Genomic DNA, 19,618 nt, shown 5'->3' with positions numbered 1-19,618 from the left:
TGTCTCAAACTGGAAATTATTAACCCTGACAGGTCGTTAAACCTAAAGGATATTATGAAAAAAATTTTATTAAGCGCTGTGGCAGCTGCCTTTATTCTTCCTTTTAGTTCTGCCCAAGCGAGTATCGATAATGACGCGTTTTTAGATGCTGAAAAAAAAGTGCGCTATGGAAGCTACCAAGACTTTAAAGAAGCAATAAACGGGTTAGACCACCCGCTAAAGCCGTATGTCGAAAAAACATATTGGCAACGCCATCCCAATTTTAAATACCAAAGCGAAATTGAAGATTACCTAACCATTTATGAACATACCCCGCTTGAGTGGCCGGTACGTAAAGCGTGGTTAGAGTATCTTGAAAAAAACAATAAAAAAGCAGCGTATATAAAAAACTACCGAGAAACGTCTAACGCAGCGCTAACATGCACGTTTTTAGATTTTCAGCTTGATTTAGGGGCGCCAGAAAAAGCCATTTTTAATCAGGTTACCGATTTATGGACGGTGGGTAAGTCGCAACCGAATGAATGCGACTCACTATTTTCGCTTTGGCGCAAAAAAGGTTATTTAAATAATGAGCTTGTATGGAAGCGCATAACCCTTGCAGCGCAGGGCGGTACGCAAAGTTTACTCCCTTATTTAAAAACGTTGTTACCTAAAAACGAGCGTTACTTAGCCGATTTATATTTAAAAGTACGCCGCGACCCTAGTGCGGCCGCAGGCTTGTATCGTTATAAAACTAAGTCGGCAAAAGAAGCGCAAATAGCCATTTATGGTGTTAAGCGTTTAATTTGGCGCGATAAAGCGCTGGCTTTAAGAGCCTGGCAAAAGCTAGAAAAAATGTTTACCTTCAGCGATGAAGAAAAAGCAGATTTGTATTACACGTTTGCTTTATCGCTTGCTTCAAGTGGGCATAAACAGGCCAGTTTTTGGCTTAATAAAGTGCCTAAAGCGCGACAAGACAGAAAGTTAATTCAGTGGCAACTTGGTAATATGCTTAAAACCCAAGACTGGGAAGGCATAGCGGCTTTTTTTACAGGTAAAGACGATTTAAGTTTAGGTCAGCAATATTGGCTTGCTTATAGCTATGCTAAGCGAGGCGAGCAACAAAAAGCAGACGAAATTTGGACTAAAGTGGCCGCTAACCGCGATTACTATGGTTTTTTAGCGGCGGCACGATTAGGGCTGCCAGTTGATTTAAATAATCAGCCTTTGCAGGTTGATCAAAAATTAGTAGAGAAGGTGAAGAATGCGCCGGGCTTTAAACGTGCAAAAGCACTTTACGAACTCGAGCGTTTTACCTCTGCACGCCGAGAATGGAATTACTTAACGAACACCTCTACAGATGAAGAAAAACTAGCTGCTTCAAAGGTTGCAGCGCAAAACAATTGGCACGATAACGTTATTTTCACGTTAGCTAAAATTAAAGCATGGGATTATGTTGAACTGCGTTTTCCGTTTGCATTTCAAGATATATTTGAGCGCTACAGTAAACGCAGCAAAATAGACCCCGCGTGGAGTATTGCAATTGCACGGCGCGAAAGCTCGTTTGCACCAGATGCGCGTTCGCATGCAAATGCGCGTGGTTTAATGCAATTGCTCCCTAGTACGGCAGAATACGTTAACAAAGCAAGGGTATCGAGTACGCGTTTGTACCAACCTAAAACCAATATACGCTTAGGTACTAGTTACTTGCAGTACTTAAAAAAGAAAAACAAAGGGAATGAAATACTTGCTACGGCTTCTTACAACGCAGGGTATCATCGTATTAAACGCTGGTTACCTGACGAAGCCATACCAGCAGAGCTATGGGTTGAGCTGATCCCGTATAGAGAAACGCGAGATTACGTAAAAAATGTGTTTGCTTATCGCCAAGTTTATCACACCCGGATGGGCCGAGAAGGAAACGTGCTCGCGCCGTTACTCAACATGAAAATGGGCGGGTAAATTATGTAATACCAATTGCCTAAAATATTTAGCCATTCTAGCGTGCTAAATAAAGGGCTAATAACTTAACATGATGGGTATAAGTATTAGGGGGATATTTACATGTTAAATATCCCCCTTTTTTGAGCGCTTTACGTTTAAGTGGTAGACTCAAAGCAAGTTAAATTTAACAGATGGATTAACAATGGATAAATTAGCCGTTTTATATGCAGAGCATATTGCCACATTACAACAACGTACGCGTACAATTTGTGACCGTGAAGGGCTCGAGGGTTTAGTTATTCACTCAGGCCAAGCTAAGCGCCAGTTTTTAGACGACATGTATTACCCATTTAAAGTTAATCCACACTTTAAAGCATGGCTTCCTGTTATTGATAATCCACATTGTTGGATTGTGGTAAATGGTAGCGATAAACCTAAGCTTATTTTTTACCGCCCAGTTGATTTTTGGCACAAAGTGCCAGATGAGCCGCGTGATTTTTGGGCTGAGTACTTTGATATAGAATTATTGCTACAGCCTGATCAAGTTGAAAAACTATTACCTTACGATAAAGCTAAATACGCTTACATGGGCGAATACCTAGAGGTAGCGCAAGCGCTTGGCTTTAGTATTATGAACCCTGAGCCGGTACTTAACTATTTTCATTATAACCGCGCTTATAAAACGCAGTACGAGCTTGAATGTTTACGCCAAGCCAACCGCATTGCGGTAGATGGACATAAAGCAGCACGCGATACGTTTTATAATGGTGGTAGCGAATTTGATATTCAGCAAGCGTACCTTATGGCTACACGCCAAAGCGAAAACGAAATGCCGTATGGCAACATAGTAGCGCTTAACGAAAACTGCGCTATTTTGCATTACACACATTTTGAGCCAAAAGCACCGCTTACTCATAATTCATTTTTAATCGATGCTGGCGCAAACTTTAATGGGTATGCCGCAGATATAACCCGTACGTACGATTTTAAAAAACAGGGCGAATTTGCTGAGCTAGTACAAACTATGACGGCAATACAAATTGAGTTAGGCAACGCATTAAAGCCAGGCATGTTATATGGCGATTTACACGTTGATTGCCATAACCGTATTGCGCAAATTCTTAGCGACTTCAATATTGTAAACTTACCTGCAACAGAAATTGTGGAACGTAAAATTACCTCAACATTTTTCCCTCATGGCTTGGGCCATCACCTTGGCTTACAAGTGCACGATATGGGCGGCTTTATGCGTGATGATAAAGGCACCCACCAGCCATCGCCAGAAGGGCACCCATTCTTGCGTTGTACTCGTAAAATAGAGAAAAACCAAGTGTTTACTATTGAGCCAGGGCTTTACTTTATAGACTCATTATTAGGTGATTTAGCGCAAACCGACAGTAAGCAGTTTATTAACTGGGAAAAAATCGAGTCGTTAAAACCATACGGCGGTATTCGTATTGAAGACAATATTATTGTTCACGAAGACAGCCTAGAAAATATGACTCGTGATTTAGCGCTCGACTAAGCTAATAAAGACGAGCTCGCCAATACGCGCTAAAATACGCGAATGCAAAGGGGCCTTTTGGCCCCATTTTTAATTGAGCTTTAATTATGTCTGAATATAAATACCCCGCCGATGATGTGTTTCATCAAGAAGAAATTAAAAAAAGCACCTTTATAGTTCATATCGCGCATACGCCAGACCTACAGGCTGCTAAAGCATTTATTAAAAGCATTGAAGAAAAGTACCCAGATGCTCGTCATAATTGTTGGGCGCACGTAGCGGGTAACCCAGGCGGAAGCCATGTTTATGGTTTTTCTGATGATGGCGAGCCAAATGGTACCGCAGGAAAGCCCATGCTTAATGTGCTGGTGGGTTCTGGACTTGGCGAAATTACTGCGGTTGTCACCCGTTATTTTGGCGGTATAAAGCTGGGCACCGGTGGGTTAGTACGTGCCTATGGTGGGTCGCTTAATAATGCACTTTCGCAGCTAAAAACGGTGACTAAAGTACCGAGTATCGAGATTGTAGGCCAGAGTGAATACAGCATGCAGGGCGCAATAGAGCAATTGTTAAAAACCAATTATCAAGTACTTAATATAGAAAAACAATTTACTGCTAATATTGAATGGGTTATTACTATTGATAGCCGCCAAGCAAAACAGGCCATTAAAGATATTTTTGATTTAAGCCATGGCGCAGTTGAGTTAACTATCAAAGAGTAAGACAATAACTTACACACTTATATTTACTAATAATAAAAGCGATAAGCTACATGCAATTTCGTACCATCATAAAAATCCTTGGCCAACTTGTTGCGCTGTTTAGTATTACCATGGTGCCGCCTGCGGTGGTGTCTTTATTTTATAAAGATGGTGGTGGTGTTCCTTTTGTATTAGCGTTTATATTTAGTGTGGTTATTGGTTTAACAGCTTATTACCCAAACAGGCATGAAAACGGCGACTTAAAAGCACGCGAAGGCTTTTTAATTGTTGTTCTGTTTTGGCTGGTACTAGGGGCGTTTGCATCGTTACCGCTGATTTTTTTACAAGAACCTAATTTGTCTATGGCCGATGCGGTGTTTGAGGCCTTTTCTGGCCTTACAACCACTGGGGCCACGGTACTTACCGGAATTGAATACCTGCCTAAGTCTGTTTTGTTTTATCGCCAGCAATTACAGTGGTTTGGCGGTATGGGGATCATTGTACTTGCTGTTGCTATACTGCCCATGCTTGGGGTCGGTGGCATGCAGTTATACCGAGCTGAGATCCCAGGCCCAGTAAAAGATTCAAAAATGACCCCCCGCATTGCCGATACCGCAAAGCACCTTTGGTACATTTATGTGTCGTTAACGGTAACCTGTATGTTGGCGTATTGGGCGGCAGGTATGGAGTGGTTTGATGCTATATGCCATGCGTTTTCTACAGTGGCGATTGGCGGTTTTTCTACTTACGATGCCTCAATAGGGCACTTTGATAGCCCTGTCATTAACTTTATATGTGTTTTCTTTTTAATTATTGCTGCGGTGAACTTTTCACTGCATTACGCGGCGGTAGCGAGTCGTAATATTCAGGTATACATTCGCGACCCTGAATTTAAAGTTTTTTTACTGATTCAGTTAGCGCTGGTGGTGATTTGTTTTACGGTGCTTTCATCTAACGAAATATTTGCCGATGGTGATGAAACCCTCGATCAGGCCTTATTTCAGGCGGTGTCTATGAGTACCACAGCCGGTTTTGCCACCGATAACTTTTCTACTTGGCCGCTGTTTTTACCTATATTGCTTATTTTTTCGAGCTTTATAGGTGGCTGTGCAGGTTCAACCGGTGGCGGTATGAAAGTTGTACGCGTGTTTTTACTTTACCTACAAGGCATACGTGAGCTTAACCGCTTAGTGCACCCACGTGCTATATACTCTATTAAGCTTGGTCGTAAAGCCCTGCCCGATAAAGTAGTTGAAGCGGTTTGGGGGTTTTTCTCAGCGTACGCATTGGTGTTTATTATTATAATGCTGGCGCTAATGGGAACCGGCATGGATAACATTACCGCGTTCTCTGCTACAGCGGCATGTTTAAATAATTTAGGCCCAGGCTTAGGTGATGTTGCCTCGCATTATGGGGCGGTGAGCGATGGTGCCAAATGGCTATTAACCATTGCCATGGTATTTGGTCGCTTAGAAATATTCACTTTACTCGTGCTATTTACGCCGACCTTTTGGCGTGGGTAATAATATACAAATGATGCTTAGGAACAGGCATGCCACATTCTAATTTATATAAATTACACCAGTTAACAACAGGGCGATTGGTCGACTTGGAAATTGTTACGCCTACCAGTAGTAAACGCGTGAAAACAGAGTTTATTGGCTTGCTAGAAAATAAATTTATTATTTTAAATTACCCAAGTTCAAAGCGTTTAGCTGCTGCAAGTGATTACCTACGTGATGGTGTAATGGTGGTGGTAAGAGCGGTTATAGAAGGCAGTGGCGGACAAGTAATAGCATTTAGGCAGCAACTTATGTCGGTTGCCTCACACCCTGCTAGGCTCATTTTTATTAATTACCCTACGCAAGTGCAGTTATTTGCACTGCGCGCGCAAACACGCATACCTACCTTATTACCTGCAAAATTAACTCTCAGTGACGATAGAGTACTTGAAGGGGTGATTAAAGACATCTCGCTTACCGGGGTGATGTTTGATGTACGCGGCGATCAAAACGATGAAAATATTAAAGATATGCAATGCACGGTGACGGTTGATACCAACAATAAAGCATTTACTGGCGAAATATGCAGTGTAAAAGAACACGCCGCAGGAGTTAATTGTGGTATTAAACTTCTAGCCAGTGAAGATGAAATGAAGGCATTTATGAAAGAGCACTTTATCGATCCCGCGATGCTTGAGCTGCCATTAGAATAAGCACTTTCGCTTAATAGCAACAAATGGCCATTTTTTATTTGAGTGGCAGTCATATTTTTTAAAAATTCAAAAAATAATTTTTATTTTCTATAAAAATCAGCTGTATAGATTAGTTTTACGAGTGAGTTATTTTAATACGTTAGCTCCCCTCACGGCTAAAATTTAGTCTCTTTTTTCGATAAAACTTCATTCTTACAATTTACGCCGAAAATTGTAGCTTTTTTCTCTTATGTAACTAGCTGTTTTTATTGCATTTAAAAACTTAGCTTTACCCATTGTTGCTAGTTTGCAACATGAAACCCCCGCAGATTTATCAAAAATAGCCAAGCACTCTTTTAACTGATTGAAATTAATGAGCTTTTAAAACTTGGCATTCAAGTTGTAATAGTCTGGCTGTACTGAACAATAACGTGATTTAAAGTAAAACACTTAATCGCACACATATACTTGAAGGAATTATATTATGAAAAGCATTAATAAAACTTTAGCACTTATCGCCCTTGCTTCATCATCAGCGGCATTTGCAGCAACCGATTTTGATACGTTAGATGTAGATGGCAGCGGCACGATTAGCAAATCAGAGGCATCAATTGATGCAAAACTGATGAGCATGTTCTCAGAATTAGATACTGACCAAGATGGTGAGCTATCAAAAGAAGAATTTTCAGAAGCTTAAAGTGTGGTAACAATCCTGAGTTGCCAATGACAACCTAAGTAGGCAAGGGAGCTTACGAAAAAGGATTACAAGGATTGCGTACACCACGTAGTGAACTTAACTAATTTGTTTATATTGAAGGATTAAATTATGAAGCATTTAAATAAAGCACTCGCATTTATGGCTATTGCCTCTTCTTCTGCTGCCTTTGCAGGAACTGATTTTGACACGCTAGATGTAGATGGCAATGGCGCCATTAGCCAAGCTGAAGCATCGGTTGATGCGGATTTAATGGCTGAGTTTGTTGAGCTTGATACCGATGGAAATGGTGAGCTTTCAAAGCAAGAGTTCTCTAAATACTAGGGTGTGATGATCTTTGCCAATTGAGGCAGGACAGCGCATGTTCACTTAGCAAAGAGTCATTTGCTCTAACCCAATGTGCATTAAAACTTAGTAATGCACATTGGCAAAAGCACTTTTTAGTTAATTTTTAAACCCATGGATCTTAGAAAAGGATTTCCTCTTAATTAGGACACAACTATGAAAACATTAAATACAGCACTTGCCGTTATCGTATTAGCTTCTTCATCAGCGGCGTACGCTGCAGTCGACTTTGCCTCGTTTGATGCCGATGGTGATGGTGCAATTTCAAAGCAAGAAGCGCAGGTAAATTCACAGCTAGTGAAAATTTTTGACCAGCTAGATACTGATGGTAATGGTGAAATTTCTGAGCAAGAGTTTTCAAAAGTACAGTAATTAGAAGCTGCTAAGCAGGGTTGCCTAGCATTAAAAAAACATACTCCACTAAAGCCGCCTTAGTCAGCGGCTTTTTTGTGTTTAACTATAAAAATATAGCGCTAACTTGGAATAGCTTTTCTACTACGTTTATATGCTTTTTATCGATTAAAAACATAATAACGTGATCACCAGACATAATAACCGTGTCGTCGTGGGCAATCAGTACGTCGTCATTACGTACAATAGCGCCAATCGTTGTACCTGCAGGTAGCTTGATATCGGCAATCGCACGGCCAACTACTTTTGATGTGTTTTCATCGCCATGGGCAACGGCTTCAATGGCCTCTGCCGCGCCTTTACGTAACGAGTACACATTAACAATATCGCCACGGCGTACGTGTGTAAGTAGCGCCGAAATAGTTGCTTGTTGTGGTGATATAGCAATATCTATTTCACCCCCTTGCACTAAATCTACATACGCACCACGCTGAATAAGCACCATGGTTTTTTGTGCGCCCATGCGTTTTGCAAGCATGGCCGACATTATATTTGCTTCATCGTCGTTGGTTACGGCAATAAACACATCAACTTGCTCTATGTGCTCTTCAGATAGTAGTTCTTGGTCTGAGGCGTCTCCACAAAACACGACGGTGTTATCTAGCATTTCAGAGAGTTGCTCAGCACGCTCTTTACTACGCTCTAGTAACTTAACGCTGTGGTTTTTTTCCAGTGAGCGAGCAAGGCCTGCACCAATGTTACCGCCACCGGCTATCATAATTTTTTTGTAAGAACGCTCAAGTTTTTGTAGCTCGTTCATAACTGCGCGAATATGCTTAGTGGCAGCAATGAAAAATACTTCATCGTCCGCTTCTATTACCGTGGTGCCCAGTGGCTTTATAGCTTTACCTTGGCGATAAATTGCTGCTACACGGGTTTCTACATTCGGAATATGCTCTTTTAAAGCAGAAAGCGCATAACCCACTAATAAGCCACCGTAGTAAGCTTTTACAGCCACAAGAGAGAGCATGCCATCGGCAAATTGCAGCACTTGCAACGCGCCTGGGTAATCTATTAAACGGCGAATATATTTGGTAACAAGTGCTTCGGGGGCAATATAGTGATCAACCGGGAGGTCATCGTTATGAAATAGCTTTTCGCGGTATTTTAAATATTGCTCTGATCGGATACGGGCTATTTTAGTTGGCGTATTAAAAATACTATACGCGACTTGGCACGCCACCATATTGACTTCATCTGAGCTGGTTACCGCAATAATCATGTCGGCGTCTTCAGCACCTGCACGTCTGAGCACATCTGGGTGAGCACTGTGCCCCGTGACCCCTTGTAAGTCGTACTTATCTTGTAGCTCTCGTAAGCGGTTGCCGTCTATATCAACAACGGTTATTTCGTTTTGTTCGCCAACTAAGTTTTCAGCAAGCGTACCACCGACTTGTCCGGCACCGAGTATGATTATTTTCATTATTTACCCGAATTACTGTTTAATTAAAAAAATAGCCATTTACTGTTTAATAAATGGCTATTGAGTGTACGGCTATTAGGCTTTTTTAACTAGCTTAGCGTAATAAAATCCGTCGCTTTCACCTGGTAGTAATTGTAAACCAGGGTTGGTAACTGTGTCGTTGTCGTGCAGTGGTATATGCTCAACGTCACTATTATTAGCTAAAAATTTAGCGACTTGCTGTTGGTTCTCTTGCGGCAGTACCGAACAGGTTGCGTATATCATTGTGCCGCCTGGTTTAAGTAGCGGCCAAATGCTATTGAGTATATCGCTTTGTAGTGTGGCTAAATCTTCAATGTCTGATGCGCGGCGAAGCCATTTTATATCTGGGTGGCGGCGTATAACACCGGTTGCCGAACAAGGGACATCTAATAAAATGCGGTCAAACTGTTGCTCATCCCACCATGTGTGTGGCTGCGAAGCGTCTGCACATTGTAGGTCTGCGCCTAAACCGATACGGGTTAAATTTTGTTTAACACGTTCTAGGCGAGTGGCGTCACTATCAAGTGCTAATACTTCTGCATCAGCAAGCTCTAATATATGACATGTTTTACCGCCAGGTGCTGCACAGGCATCTAAAATGTATTCATCAGCTTGAGGTGCTAAAAAGCGTGCGGCTAATTGTGCTGCGGCGTCTTGAACTGAGCAGGCGCCCACATCAAATTCTGGCAACGAAAATACATCACGCGGCTTAGCTAGTTTAATACCATCAACAAACTCAGGGTTTAACGTGTGCTCTATATCGTTAGCCGTTAACATTTCGCTGTATTGTTGCGTGCTGTATTGGGCTTGATTGACACGTAACCACATAGGGGCTTGTTGTTGGTTTTCTTCAAGAAGCGCTTCCCAGTTGTCTGGGTAGGCAGCTTGCACTTGTTTAATAAACCAATTTGGATGGTTATATAAACACACTGGTATTTGCTTGGCTTTTTCTTCAAGCTCGCTTTGTTGGCGCTGAAAACTACGCAAAATAGCGTTGATTAAGCCTTTTAAGCCTAATGCACGCATTTGGCCAAGGGCATTAACGGTTTCAGAAATGGCGGCATGCGGTGGCACGCGCATATGCTGCAGCTGATAGATACCGACATACAACAAAAACTGAAAAATACGACGCTTACCTTTAAGTGGCTGTTCTACTAAATGTTGGCAGTAGTTTTCAAGGCTAGGTAGGTAGCGCAACACGCCGTAACAAATTTGCTGTAATAGCGCTTTGTCTTTAGGGGGCAGGCCTTGGCTGGCAAATGGTAGCTCTTGATTTAGCGAAGCGCCTTTATCAACCACGTTATATAAAGTTTCAGCGGCAAGCGCACGTACGTTTTGAACATTACTCATTGTTTTCGCCTAATACGGTACCAGGAGTTACCCAGTCACTGCGACCGTTTAAAAAGTCGCTAATTGCCATTGGTTTTTTACCTTGGGGTTGCAGCTGTGTAATACTTAATGCCTGCTTGCCACACGCCACTACAATGCCGTTTTTATCGCTTGATAAAACAACGCCCGCAGGGCCTGTTTGCTCAACGACTGAGGCTTGGTAAACTTTTACGCTGTGCTCACCCATTTGAGTAAAACACACTGGCCATGGATTAAATGCACGAATATTACGCTCAATTTGTACAGCATCCATCGTCCAATCAATATTTGCTTCCTCTTTTGAAAGCTTTTTAGCGTAATTTGCCAGCTCGTCGTTTTGCGGCTCTGCTATAAGCTCGCCATTGGCTAACTTATTAATGGTTTGAACAAGTGCTCCGGGACCAAGTTCAGCCAGTTTAGTGTATAAACTGGCACTGGTTTCATCCGCAGCAATAGGGCAGCGGCTAATGTGCAGCATGTCGCCGGTATCAAGCCCTTCATCCATTTGCATTATGGTTACGCCGGTATCTTCATCGCCAGCCCAAATTGCGCGCTGTATAGGGGCAGCACCGCGCCAGCGCGGTAAAATAGAGCCATGCACATTTAAGCACCCTAAGCGTGGCGCCTCTAAAATGGCTTTTGGTAAAATTAAGCCATAAGCCACCACTATCATGATATCGGCATTTAAGCTTTTAAGCTCAGTGAGTGCGTCTTCATTTTTTAATGATTGTGGCTGAAAAACAGGTAGCTCATGTTCAAGCGCAAGCGCTTTTACTTCACTGGCTTTTAACTTTTTACCACGCCCAGCAGGGCGATCTGGTTGGCTGTAAACTCCAACAATTTGGTGTTCGCTTTGAATTAACGCTTGTAGGTGACGAGCGGCAAAGTCCGGCGTACCGGCAAATATAATGCGTAGTGGTTTTGTCACTGAGTTTTCCTAAGGTGCTTATTACTTCGCTGCAAATTTAGCTTCTTTTTCAAGCTTTTTGCGAATACGTTGACGCTTTAATGGCGATAGGTAATCAATAAATAGTTTACCTTGTAAGTGATCTAGTTCGTGTTGAATACAAATAGCTAATAGCTCATCTGCATCTAGTACAAATTCTTCACCATTTTCGTTAAGAGCAGCAACGGTTACGGTTTCAGCACGGTCTACTTTTGCGTAAGAGTTAGGCACTGATAAACAGCCTTCTTCGCTAATTGTTGCACCATCTTTTTTAATAATTTGTGGGTTAATTAAAACCAGTGGTTCGTCGCGTTCTTCTGATACGTCGATCACCACTATACGTTGATGAATATCAACCTGTGTAGCAGCTAGCCCAATGCCGTTTTCATCGTACATTGTCTCTAGCATGTCTTTTACAATTTGGCGAACGTTGTCATCAACCTGTGCAACTTCTTTTGCTACCGTACGTAAACGCTCATCTGGAAATCTTAAAACTTCTAACCTAGCCATAGTTACCTTTTTACACTTGTGCTTAATTTAGGGTATTGTATGCTCTTATTTTAGCCATTCGCGTTCCCCTTTAACAGGTTTTGGTCAATAATAATGAAAAAACAATACAAGGAAGCCCAATGAAATCTCAATTGGCTGCAATTATGTTTGCACTAAGTACTGCTTTTCCTGCAGTCGCTGATGTTTTACAAATAAAAAAAGATGCTCCAAAACAATATGTTGTAAAAAAAGGCGATACCCTTTGGGATATTTCCGGCATTTATTTAGAAGAACCATGGCTGTGGCCAGAGTTGTGGCAAATGAACCCGCAAATAGATAACCCGCATCTAATTTACCCAGGCGATGCACTCGCGTTAGTGTACGACGCCGACGGTAACCCGCGTTTGGTGATTAATAAAGCGTACAGAAAGTTATCGCCGCAAGGGCGTATTACACCAAAAGGTAATAACGCCATCACCACTTTGCCACTTGAAATAATTAAACCTTATTTAAGCTATGAGCAAGCGATTAACAGCGATGACATAGATGATAAGCCGTATATTTTAGGGGCAAACGAAAATACTAAAACGCAAACTCTCGGGCATATTTTATACGTTAAGGGCGATTTAAAAGTACATAAAGCGTATGCTATTTATCACAAAGGCGAACCTTACATAGATACACAAACCGGTGAAGAGCTAGCCACTCGCGCTACTTATGTCGGTATGGCTCGTGCATTTAGAACGGGCGATGAAAGCAATGGCGTACCATCGTCTTTACGGGTTGAGTCAGTTAAACAAGAAATACAACAGGGCGATTTTTTACTCCCTGCTATGCAAGGGCAAATGTTACCAGCGTACTTTAATATGCATCGTCCTAAGCAAAGTATATCCGGCAGTGTTATTGACTCGCCGCGCCAAGTAAGAGAATTCAGCACAATGGATGTAGTGGTGCTAAACTTAGGTGCTGAGCAACAAATTGAAGTTGGTCATATCCTCGATTTAGAACGCCAATCACCCACCGTTATTGATGGCCCTCGAGGACCGCGTTATCCAGAGGATTCGAGCAAATTTGAAAAGCTTTTATCTGATGCAGGTGAATTATTTGGCAGCGAGCCAGATGAAGACACCACAACATGGACAATGCCACACGAAAAAGTGGGTGAGTTAATTGTATTTAAAGTGTATGACAAAGTGAGTTATGCATTAATAACAAAAAATCAGCACCCAATTCGCGTTGGAGATAGTGTAGTAATTCATTAAGTTGTAGCGAGTCGGTGCTCTAGGAGAGAGCATGGATCAGTCATCTGGCAAGCTAGCCCACTGGCTTGCCTTTTATATGTGTAAAGGCTTAGGTATTAAAACACTGTTAGCCTTATCACATACTCACCCCCTCGAATCATTATTTGATTTAAACCAAAGTGAATTACAACAGCTTGGCCTTACCCAAAACCAAGCCTGCAACTTACTCAATACCAATTGGCAGCAAGTAAACCATTACGAGCAACAAATACAGCAGCTTAATATTACAGTGGTGTGTATTTTTGATGCGCTATACCCAAACGAGCTAAAACACATAGCCAGTGCCCCTTTACTGTTATTTTGTAAAGGCGATATATCGCTATTATCTAGCCCGCAAGTGGCTATTGTTGGCAGTAGAAACGCGACCCCTACGGGGCTTGAAATAGCTTCGGAGCTTGCTTATCAGCTTACTTTAGCCGGTATTACTGTTACCTCGGGCATGGCGCGGGGTATTGATGGTGCCGCGCACAAAGGTGCATTGGCCAATAATGGCAAAACAATTGGTGTATTAGGGACTGGGGTTGATATTTACTACCCCAAACGCCATAAATTATTAACAGACCAAGTATTAGAGCATGGCTTATTAATAAGCGAGTTTTTACCGGGTACCGCTGCTAATGCGCATAACTTTCCACGCAGAAACCGTATTATATCTGGGCTGTCTTTAGGCGTGGTTATTGTAGAGGCTGAAATTAAAAGCGGTTCATTGATCACGGTACGTTACGCTATTGAACAAAATAAAGAAGTGTTTGCAGTACCAGGCTCTATTAAAAACCCATTATCGCAAGCGAGTCACTTTTTAATAAAGCAGGGCGCTAAGTTAGTCGAAAATGTAACAGATATTTTAGATGAGGTGAGCTTTTCTTATCAAAGCGGTCTATATAATAAAGAGGAGCCTGTAAACAAACAGTCACAGTGTGAGGTGTTAAATAGTATAGGGTATGAGGTAACCAGTGTTGATGAAATTGTACGTCGCGCCAAGTGGCCAATTGATAAAGTGCTGGCAAGGTTGCTCGATTTAGAGTTAGACGACGAAATAGAGCGAGTGTTAGACGGGTATATAAAGCTAAGCACAGGAAGGTAATATGTTTGATATTCTCATGTATCTTTTTGAAAACTACATTCACAGTGAAGCCGATATTTATATTGAAGAAAACGAGCTTACCGATGAATTACTTCGCGCGGGCTTTAATAAGACCGAAATTTTTAAAGCGTTAAACTGGCTTGAACAATTGGCCGATTTACAACGCAGCGACGAGTCGCCCTACTTAATTACAAAGCCTCACCAAGCAATGCGCATTTTTACCGATAGCGAATGCAAAATGTTAAACGTTGAATGCCGTGGCTTTTTGATGTTTTTAGAGCAAATAAGGGTGGTTAACAGTGTAACCCGCGAAATGGTTATGGACCGCCTTGCCGCATTAGATAAACCTTATATTTCGCTCGACGACTTAAAGTGGGTGGTGCTTATGGTGTTATTTAACGTACCTGGCTCAGAAGAGGCTTACGAGCAAATGGAAGACCTTATATTTGACGAACCCACCGAACTTCTACATTAAAATTGTATGCCAAACCACTTAAACATATATGCACAGCTTGTATCTTTAAGTGGTTTGGGTATATTAGGCGAAAATTCAGCAACCCATTAGGAACCTCATGAGTAAAATCGACCATTCGCTTTTCTCGGCGGATAAACACGCCTTAGAAAAAGAATACGAAGTCTGCCCACAATGTGGTTCTGAATTAGTGATCCGTAACTCTAAAACAGGTCCGTTTTTGGGTTGTGCTAGTTACCCTAAATGCGACTTTATTCGTCCATTAGCGCATCACGACAGCAACGAAATAAAGGTTCTTGAAGATTCAGCCTGCCCACAGTGCACAAAACCGCTGGTGGTTAAAAACGGCCGTTATGGTATGTTTATTGGGTGTACAGGGTACCCTGAGTGTCATTATATCGCCCACGATGACGAACCTAATAATAACGATGATGAATTACCTGGGTGTCCTAAATGTAAAAAAGGGCAGCTAGTTGCACGCAGCAATAAATTTGGTAAAACGTTTTACTCATGCGATTGTTACCCAAGCTGTAAATATACTCTAAATAACAAACCCATAGCCAAGCCATGCCCTAAGTGCGATTGGCCGCTTGTTATTGAGAAAAAAATGGCTAATGGTACTGTGCTACAGTGCCCACAAAAAAGTTGCCTGCATAAACTTACCACTACTGATTAATATAAATTTCTGGAGCATATTTTGTCAGACCTTTCTACATTGCCTACGGCTATATCTTGCTTAGAACAAGGTAAAGTTATTTTATATCCTACTGAAGCTGTCTATGGTTTAGGGTGTGATCCAGATAATCAGCAAGCTGTTGAGAAGTTGCTAGAAATAAAACAGCGTCCCGTTGAAAAGGGCCTTATTTTAATCGCCGATAACTACGGCCAGTTATTAAAGTATGTTGACGATGTAAAGCTGCCAATGGACAAGCGCGCTGATATTTTCTCTAGTTGGCCCGGTGCTATTACCTGGGTAATGCCTGCAGCTGAAAATACGCCTAAATGGTTAACAGGGCAGTTTGATACGATTGCCGTACGGGTTACTGATCATCCAAGTGTTAAGCGCTTATGCCAGCAATTAGGCAAGCCTCTTGTCTCTACTAGTGCTAATTTAACCGGACAGCCAACGGTAACAAGTATTGAACAAGCCAAGCAGCAATTTGCAGATAAGGTAGGCTGTTACATTGATGAGCCCTTAGGGGGCAACACGCAGCCAAGCACAATTAAAGATGCCATGACCGGCAAAGTATTTAGAGGTTAATATGCAAAGCGAATTATTAGAACAAGTAAAAGCGTATTTTATGGCTTTGCAAGACACCATTTGCCAAGGTTTAGAGCAGGCCGATGGCAATGCAAAATTTGTAGAAGATAGCTGGCAACGTGCCGAAGGCGGTGGCGGGCGTACGCGTGTTACCACTAACGGTAATGTAATAGAGCAAGGCGGCGTTAACTACTCGCATGTGTTTGGTGCATCTATGCCGGGCTCTGCGACCGCTCATAGACCAGAGCTTGCAGGGCGAAGCTTTCATGCGTGTGGTGTTTCATTAGTTATTCATCCAAAAAACCCACATGTTCCTACAAGTCATGCCAATGTACGCTTTTTTATAGCTGAAAAAGAAGGCGAAGAGCCTATTTGGTGGTTTGGCGGAGGGTTTGACTTAACGCCTTTTTACCCCGTTTTTGAAGATGTACAGCATTGGCACCAAGTCGCACACGACATTTGTGCACCATTTGGTGAACAAGTGTATCCAAAATACAAAACGTGGTGTGATGAATATTTTTACCTAAAACATCGCGACGAAACACGCGGTGTAGGCGGCTTATTTTTTGATGACTTAAACGAGCTAGGGTTTGAGCAGAGCTTTGCATTTATGCAATCGGTTGGTAATGGCTTTTTAGATGCGTACTTACCTATTATTGAGCGTCGTAAAAATGATGAATACACGCAACAGCAGCGCGACTTTCAATTGTATCGCCGCGGTCGTTACGTAGAATTTAACCTTGTGTGGGATAGAGGTACTCTATTTGGCTTACAAAGCGGTGGGCGCACAGAGTCTATATTAATGTCGATGCCGCCACTGGCGCGTTGGGAATACAATTATAAGCCCGCGCCCGACAGCGCAGAGGCTAATTTGTATCAATACTATTTACGTCCACAAGAGTGGCTAAGCACTAAACCTACTGATTTGATAGCCAGAGAGTGGCAATTATAAATATTAAATTAAGGTAGGGGCTGTTTAATCCGCAAAGCTCAACAAACCCTAATAAAAGGCGCTTAACAGCGCCTTTTTGCTAAGTAGTTACAATTAGTGCTCATTAATCATATGCGTGGCAAGTTGTCCAAAAGATTGCTTTAACCCTTCGCGCAGTAGGGGGTTGTCTACTTCTATATCGAGCGTTTTATTCATGCAATACATCCACTGATCGCGCAGGTCTTTATTTATAGTAAAAGGCATATGGCGTTTTCGCAGCATAGGTTGGCCATGCTTTTCAGTAAATAGGTTAGGCCCGCCTAACCAACCCGATAAAAATTCAAAAAACACTTGGCGAATTCTATCTAATGGCAGAGGATGCATATCATATAATGGTTTGGCGTATTCATCGCTGGCCATTATGTCGTAGAATCTATTAGCAATAGCACGGGTACCTGCTTCTCCACCAATAATTTCATACGGTGTTTTCTCAGGAGTGGGCGCTGGTTGCTCAGGAGCTGGTTTAGATTTTGAAAAAAGTCGTTTAATCATATTACTTATCATCGTTAATAGGCAGTGTATAGCTGCAAAGAGGTTGCTTTAAAATGGACAAATATGCGGTTTTTGGAAATCCAATCAAACATTCAAAATCCCCCGCGATACATAAACAATTTGCTGTATCTTTGGGTGAGCAAATCGACTACCGCGCAATATTAGCACCTATCGATCACTTTGAAAAAACAGTAACCACCTTTTTTGAGCAAGGCGGAATAGGTGCCAATGTTACTATGCCATTTAAAGAGCAAGCGTATGCCATGGCTGATGAGCTCACCCCACTTGCTAAAATTGTTGGTGCAGTTAATACACTTAAAAAACGCGATGATGGCACTTTGTTAGGCGATAACACCGATGGCGTGGGCTTTGTTAATGATTTACTTGCCAATGAAGTGACAATTACCAATAAGCGTATTTTAATTATTGGTGCTGGTGGTGCAGCAAGAGGGGTGATACTACCTCTACTTGAGCATAATCCAGCTGAAATAACGATTGTTAATCGCACGGCAAAAAAAGCGCAAGACTTAGCACAACTATTTGCTGAATATGGCAAGGTAACAGGCTATGGGTTTGATACATTACCTGTAAGCGATTACTCACTTATCGTAAATTCTACCTCTAGCAGTATGAACAACGAGTTACCAGCACTTGACGAAAAACACCTAAGCCAGTGCGCGGTGGCATACGATATGTTTTACTCCCAGCAAAATACCGTATTTATGAACTGGGTTGCAGAGCATAATAACCACGCTAAGCTGTTAGATGGCAGTGGTATGTTAGTAGGCCAAGCTGCACAGGCATATTATGTATGGCGTAATAAAATGCCCGCCATACTTCCTGTTGTTAAAGCACTAAAACAAGGCATGCTTAAATGAATCAAGCCATACAGTTTATAGATAGACTCGAGTTTAGAGAACCTTCCCACCAACTAGTCTTTTTTGCACAAGTAACAGGGATGCTGGTGGAGTGTATTATAGATTTACGAAAGCTAGGGCTTCAAGATGAAAGCCATGCAACGCAGCATTTTGACAAATACCGGTTTGATTACGAAGAATGTGCCGAGCAACTTATAGAAGATGAAAGTTATAACTCGGCAGGGCAGATAGAAGTGAATCTAGTTGATCTCTGCTAAATACTCATCTTTTAATTGCACATAGTTATCTGCAGATACTTTTAAAAAGGCAAGCTCTTGCTCTGTTAATGGGCGAGCTTGCTTTACTGGACTACCAACATATAAATAACCAGACTCCAATCGTTTATTTGGCGGTACTAATGACCCCCCACCAATAATAACGTCGTCCTCTACAATTACATTATCCATTACAATAGCGCCCATACCGACAAGTATACGATTTCCAAGCGTACATCCATGCAGCATCACCTTGTGTCCTACTGTCACATCATCACCAATAATAAGTGGGTAACCATCTGGGTTACTTTTAGTCGCGCGTGATAAATGAAGAACACTACCGTCTTGTATATTTGTACGTTCACCAATACGTATATAGTTAACATCTCCTCGCGCTGCCACTAAAGGCCATACGCTACAGTGGTCACCAATCGTAATATCTCCTACCAAAACAGACGACTCATCAACATAAACAGACGAATTAAAAGAGGGAGTCACACCTTTATAAGAACGGATAGCCATATATATACCTTTTAAATACCAGTTATAGTCGCTTGAGTGTAACAGCAACACTTAAATATAGGCCAGAAAAGGCCTGTTTTGATTATAAAACTACCAGTTATAGAGGGTTTAGTTCACATATTGACCGAACAGTGCTTTTTTTTGGTTTTTCTTTAAAAAAGTGCTTGCGTAAAAATCTGTTCTCCCTATAATGCGACCCCACTGAGACGGGGAACGCCAACGCATAGCGAGGCAGGAGCTGCTCACAGAGTTAAGTAAAACTTCGGTTTTAAATCTTCTAAAAAGAAAGTTTAAAATTAAGTGTTGACTCGAAAAATAAAGGA

At 41.9% G+C, this 19,618-nt stretch carries 22 protein-coding genes and 1 pseudogene; 16 read left to right on the top strand and 7 right to left on the bottom strand.

Features of this window, described 5'->3' with window-relative positions; all coding sequences use genetic code 11:
- Positions 1-54: 54 nt before the first annotated feature.
- From MTF68_RS18780 to MTF68_RS18745, 8 genes are all read left to right on the top strand, one after another.
- Positions 55-1,941 carry a transglycosylase SLT domain-containing protein gene (locus tag MTF68_RS18780; RefSeq protein ID WP_096738859.1) on the top strand — a complete coding sequence of 629 codons (1,887 nt, stop codon included), beginning with the start codon at positions 55-57 and terminating at the stop codon, positions 1,939-1,941.
- A 184-nt stretch (positions 1,942-2,125) separates the two neighbouring features.
- Positions 2,126-3,448, top strand: a complete 1,323-nt coding sequence (gene pepQ, locus MTF68_RS18775) for a Xaa-Pro dipeptidase (protein WP_004588047.1) — start codon at positions 2,126-2,128, stop codon at positions 3,446-3,448.
- 86 nt (positions 3,449-3,534) lie between these two features.
- The gene (locus MTF68_RS18770) at positions 3,535-4,149 is read left to right on the top strand and encodes a YigZ family protein (protein ID WP_024032141.1); all 615 of its coding nucleotides are present in this window, start codon (positions 3,535-3,537) and stop codon (positions 4,147-4,149) included.
- A gap of 50 nt (positions 4,150-4,199) precedes the next feature.
- The gene (locus MTF68_RS18765) at positions 4,200-5,651 is read left to right on the top strand and encodes a TrkH family potassium uptake protein (RefSeq protein WP_004588045.1); all 1,452 of its coding nucleotides are present in this window, start codon (positions 4,200-4,202) and stop codon (positions 5,649-5,651) included.
- Positions 5,652-5,680: 29 nt separating this feature from the next.
- The gene (locus MTF68_RS18760; protein WP_096738860.1) at positions 5,681-6,343 is read left to right on the top strand and encodes a flagellar brake protein; all 663 of its coding nucleotides are present in this window, start codon (positions 5,681-5,683) and stop codon (positions 6,341-6,343) included.
- A 463-nt stretch (positions 6,344-6,806) separates the two neighbouring features.
- Positions 6,807-7,019: an EF-hand domain-containing protein gene (locus MTF68_RS18755; RefSeq protein ID WP_004588043.1), complete on the top strand. Its 213-nt coding sequence runs from the start codon at positions 6,807-6,809 to the stop codon at positions 7,017-7,019.
- A 129-nt stretch (positions 7,020-7,148) separates the two neighbouring features.
- Entirely contained in the window at positions 7,149-7,361 is a 213-nt protein-coding gene (locus MTF68_RS18750) for a calmodulin-like protein (RefSeq protein WP_004588042.1), read from the top strand.
- A 177-nt stretch (positions 7,362-7,538) separates the two neighbouring features.
- Positions 7,539-7,754, top strand: a complete 216-nt coding sequence (locus MTF68_RS18745) for an EF-hand domain-containing protein (RefSeq protein ID WP_004588041.1) — start codon at positions 7,539-7,541, stop codon at positions 7,752-7,754.
- Between the two features lie 85 nt (positions 7,755-7,839).
- Here MTF68_RS18745 and trkA read toward each other — a convergent pair whose 3' ends face one another.
- The 4 genes from trkA to def all read right to left on the bottom strand — a co-directional run bounded on the left by trkA (position 7,840) and on the right by def (position 12,061).
- On the bottom strand, positions 7,840-9,216 hold the full coding sequence (gene trkA / locus MTF68_RS18740) for a Trk system potassium transporter TrkA (protein WP_004588040.1): 1,377 nt from the start codon (positions 9,214-9,216) through the stop codon (positions 7,840-7,842).
- A gap of 75 nt (positions 9,217-9,291) precedes the next feature.
- Complete coding sequence (gene rsmB / locus MTF68_RS18735; RefSeq protein ID WP_004588039.1) at positions 9,292-10,587, bottom strand: 16S rRNA (cytosine(967)-C(5))-methyltransferase RsmB; 1,296 nt, start codon at positions 10,585-10,587, stop codon at positions 9,292-9,294.
- Positions 10,580-11,533 carry a methionyl-tRNA formyltransferase gene (gene fmt, locus MTF68_RS18730; RefSeq protein WP_096738861.1) on the bottom strand — a complete coding sequence of 318 codons (954 nt, stop codon included), beginning with the start codon at positions 11,531-11,533 and terminating at the stop codon, positions 10,580-10,582. The genes rsmB and fmt overlap by 8 nt, the downstream gene beginning before the upstream one ends.
- Positions 11,534-11,554: 21 nt before the next feature.
- Positions 11,555-12,061, bottom strand: a complete 507-nt coding sequence (gene def, locus MTF68_RS18725) for a peptide deformylase (RefSeq protein WP_004588037.1) — start codon at positions 12,059-12,061, stop codon at positions 11,555-11,557.
- Positions 12,062-12,180: 119 nt separating this feature from the next.
- Here def and MTF68_RS18720 point away from each other — a divergent pair, with 119 nt between their 5' ends.
- The 6 genes from MTF68_RS18720 to hemF all read left to right on the top strand — a co-directional run bounded on the left by MTF68_RS18720 (position 12,181) and on the right by hemF (position 17,110).
- On the top strand, positions 12,181-13,302 hold the full coding sequence (locus MTF68_RS18720; RefSeq protein ID WP_096738862.1) for a LysM peptidoglycan-binding domain-containing protein: 1,122 nt from the start codon (positions 12,181-12,183) through the stop codon (positions 13,300-13,302).
- A 31-nt stretch (positions 13,303-13,333) separates the two neighbouring features.
- Positions 13,334-14,425 (top strand): DNA-processing protein DprA, encoded by a 1,092-nt coding sequence (gene dprA, locus MTF68_RS18715; protein WP_004588035.1) that lies wholly within the window; start codon positions 13,334-13,336, stop codon positions 14,423-14,425.
- A gap of 1 nt (position 14,426) precedes the next feature.
- The gene (locus tag MTF68_RS18710; RefSeq protein ID WP_004588034.1) at positions 14,427-14,900 is read left to right on the top strand and encodes a DUF494 family protein; all 474 of its coding nucleotides are present in this window, start codon (positions 14,427-14,429) and stop codon (positions 14,898-14,900) included.
- Between the two features lie 97 nt (positions 14,901-14,997).
- Positions 14,998-15,573 (top strand): type I DNA topoisomerase, encoded by a 576-nt coding sequence (locus tag MTF68_RS18705; protein ID WP_004588033.1) that lies wholly within the window; start codon positions 14,998-15,000, stop codon positions 15,571-15,573.
- 21 nt (positions 15,574-15,594) lie between these two features.
- Complete coding sequence (locus MTF68_RS18700) at positions 15,595-16,158, top strand: L-threonylcarbamoyladenylate synthase (RefSeq protein WP_248463325.1); 564 nt, start codon at positions 15,595-15,597, stop codon at positions 16,156-16,158.
- A 1-nt stretch (position 16,159) separates the two neighbouring features.
- The gene (gene hemF / locus MTF68_RS18695) at positions 16,160-17,110 is read left to right on the top strand and encodes an oxygen-dependent coproporphyrinogen oxidase (RefSeq protein WP_248463323.1); all 951 of its coding nucleotides are present in this window, start codon (positions 16,160-16,162) and stop codon (positions 17,108-17,110) included.
- 93 nt (positions 17,111-17,203) lie between these two features.
- Here the strand turns inward: hemF and MTF68_RS18690 are convergent, their stop codons facing one another.
- On the bottom strand, positions 17,204-17,641 hold the full coding sequence (locus MTF68_RS18690) for a group II truncated hemoglobin (RefSeq protein ID WP_029773006.1): 438 nt from the start codon (positions 17,639-17,641) through the stop codon (positions 17,204-17,206).
- Positions 17,642-17,694: 53 nt separating this feature from the next.
- On the opposite strand from MTF68_RS18690, the gene aroE reads away from it, so the two are divergent.
- Together aroE and MTF68_RS18680 are read left to right on the top strand one after the other, a co-directional pair.
- Positions 17,695-18,519: a shikimate dehydrogenase gene (aroE, locus tag MTF68_RS18685; protein WP_248463322.1), complete on the top strand. Its 825-nt coding sequence runs from the start codon at positions 17,695-17,697 to the stop codon at positions 18,517-18,519.
- On the top strand, positions 18,516-18,776 hold the full coding sequence (locus MTF68_RS18680) for a DUF1488 domain-containing protein (protein ID WP_024031321.1): 261 nt from the start codon (positions 18,516-18,518) through the stop codon (positions 18,774-18,776). The genes aroE and MTF68_RS18680 overlap by 4 nt, the downstream gene beginning before the upstream one ends.
- On the opposite strand, the gene MTF68_RS18675 is transcribed toward MTF68_RS18680, so the two are convergent.
- Both MTF68_RS18675 and MTF68_RS18670 read right to left on the bottom strand, forming a co-directional pair.
- Entirely contained in the window at positions 18,759-19,295 is a 537-nt protein-coding gene (locus MTF68_RS18675; RefSeq protein WP_029773008.1) for a gamma carbonic anhydrase family protein, read from the bottom strand. The two genes, MTF68_RS18680 and MTF68_RS18675, sit on opposite strands and share 18 nt — an antisense overlap.
- A gap of 108 nt (positions 19,296-19,403) precedes the next feature.
- Positions 19,404-19,618: pseudogene (locus tag MTF68_RS18670) on the bottom strand (hypothetical protein); the annotation flags it as partial.

The sequence above is a fragment of the Pseudoalteromonas sp. 2CM37A genome (assembly GCF_023161885.1).
Classification (GTDB): Bacteria; Pseudomonadota; Gammaproteobacteria; order Enterobacterales; family Alteromonadaceae; genus Pseudoalteromonas; species Pseudoalteromonas atlantica.
Note: the sequence above shows the minus strand (reverse complement) of the source record. Positions and strands in the feature narration are given on the sequence as shown.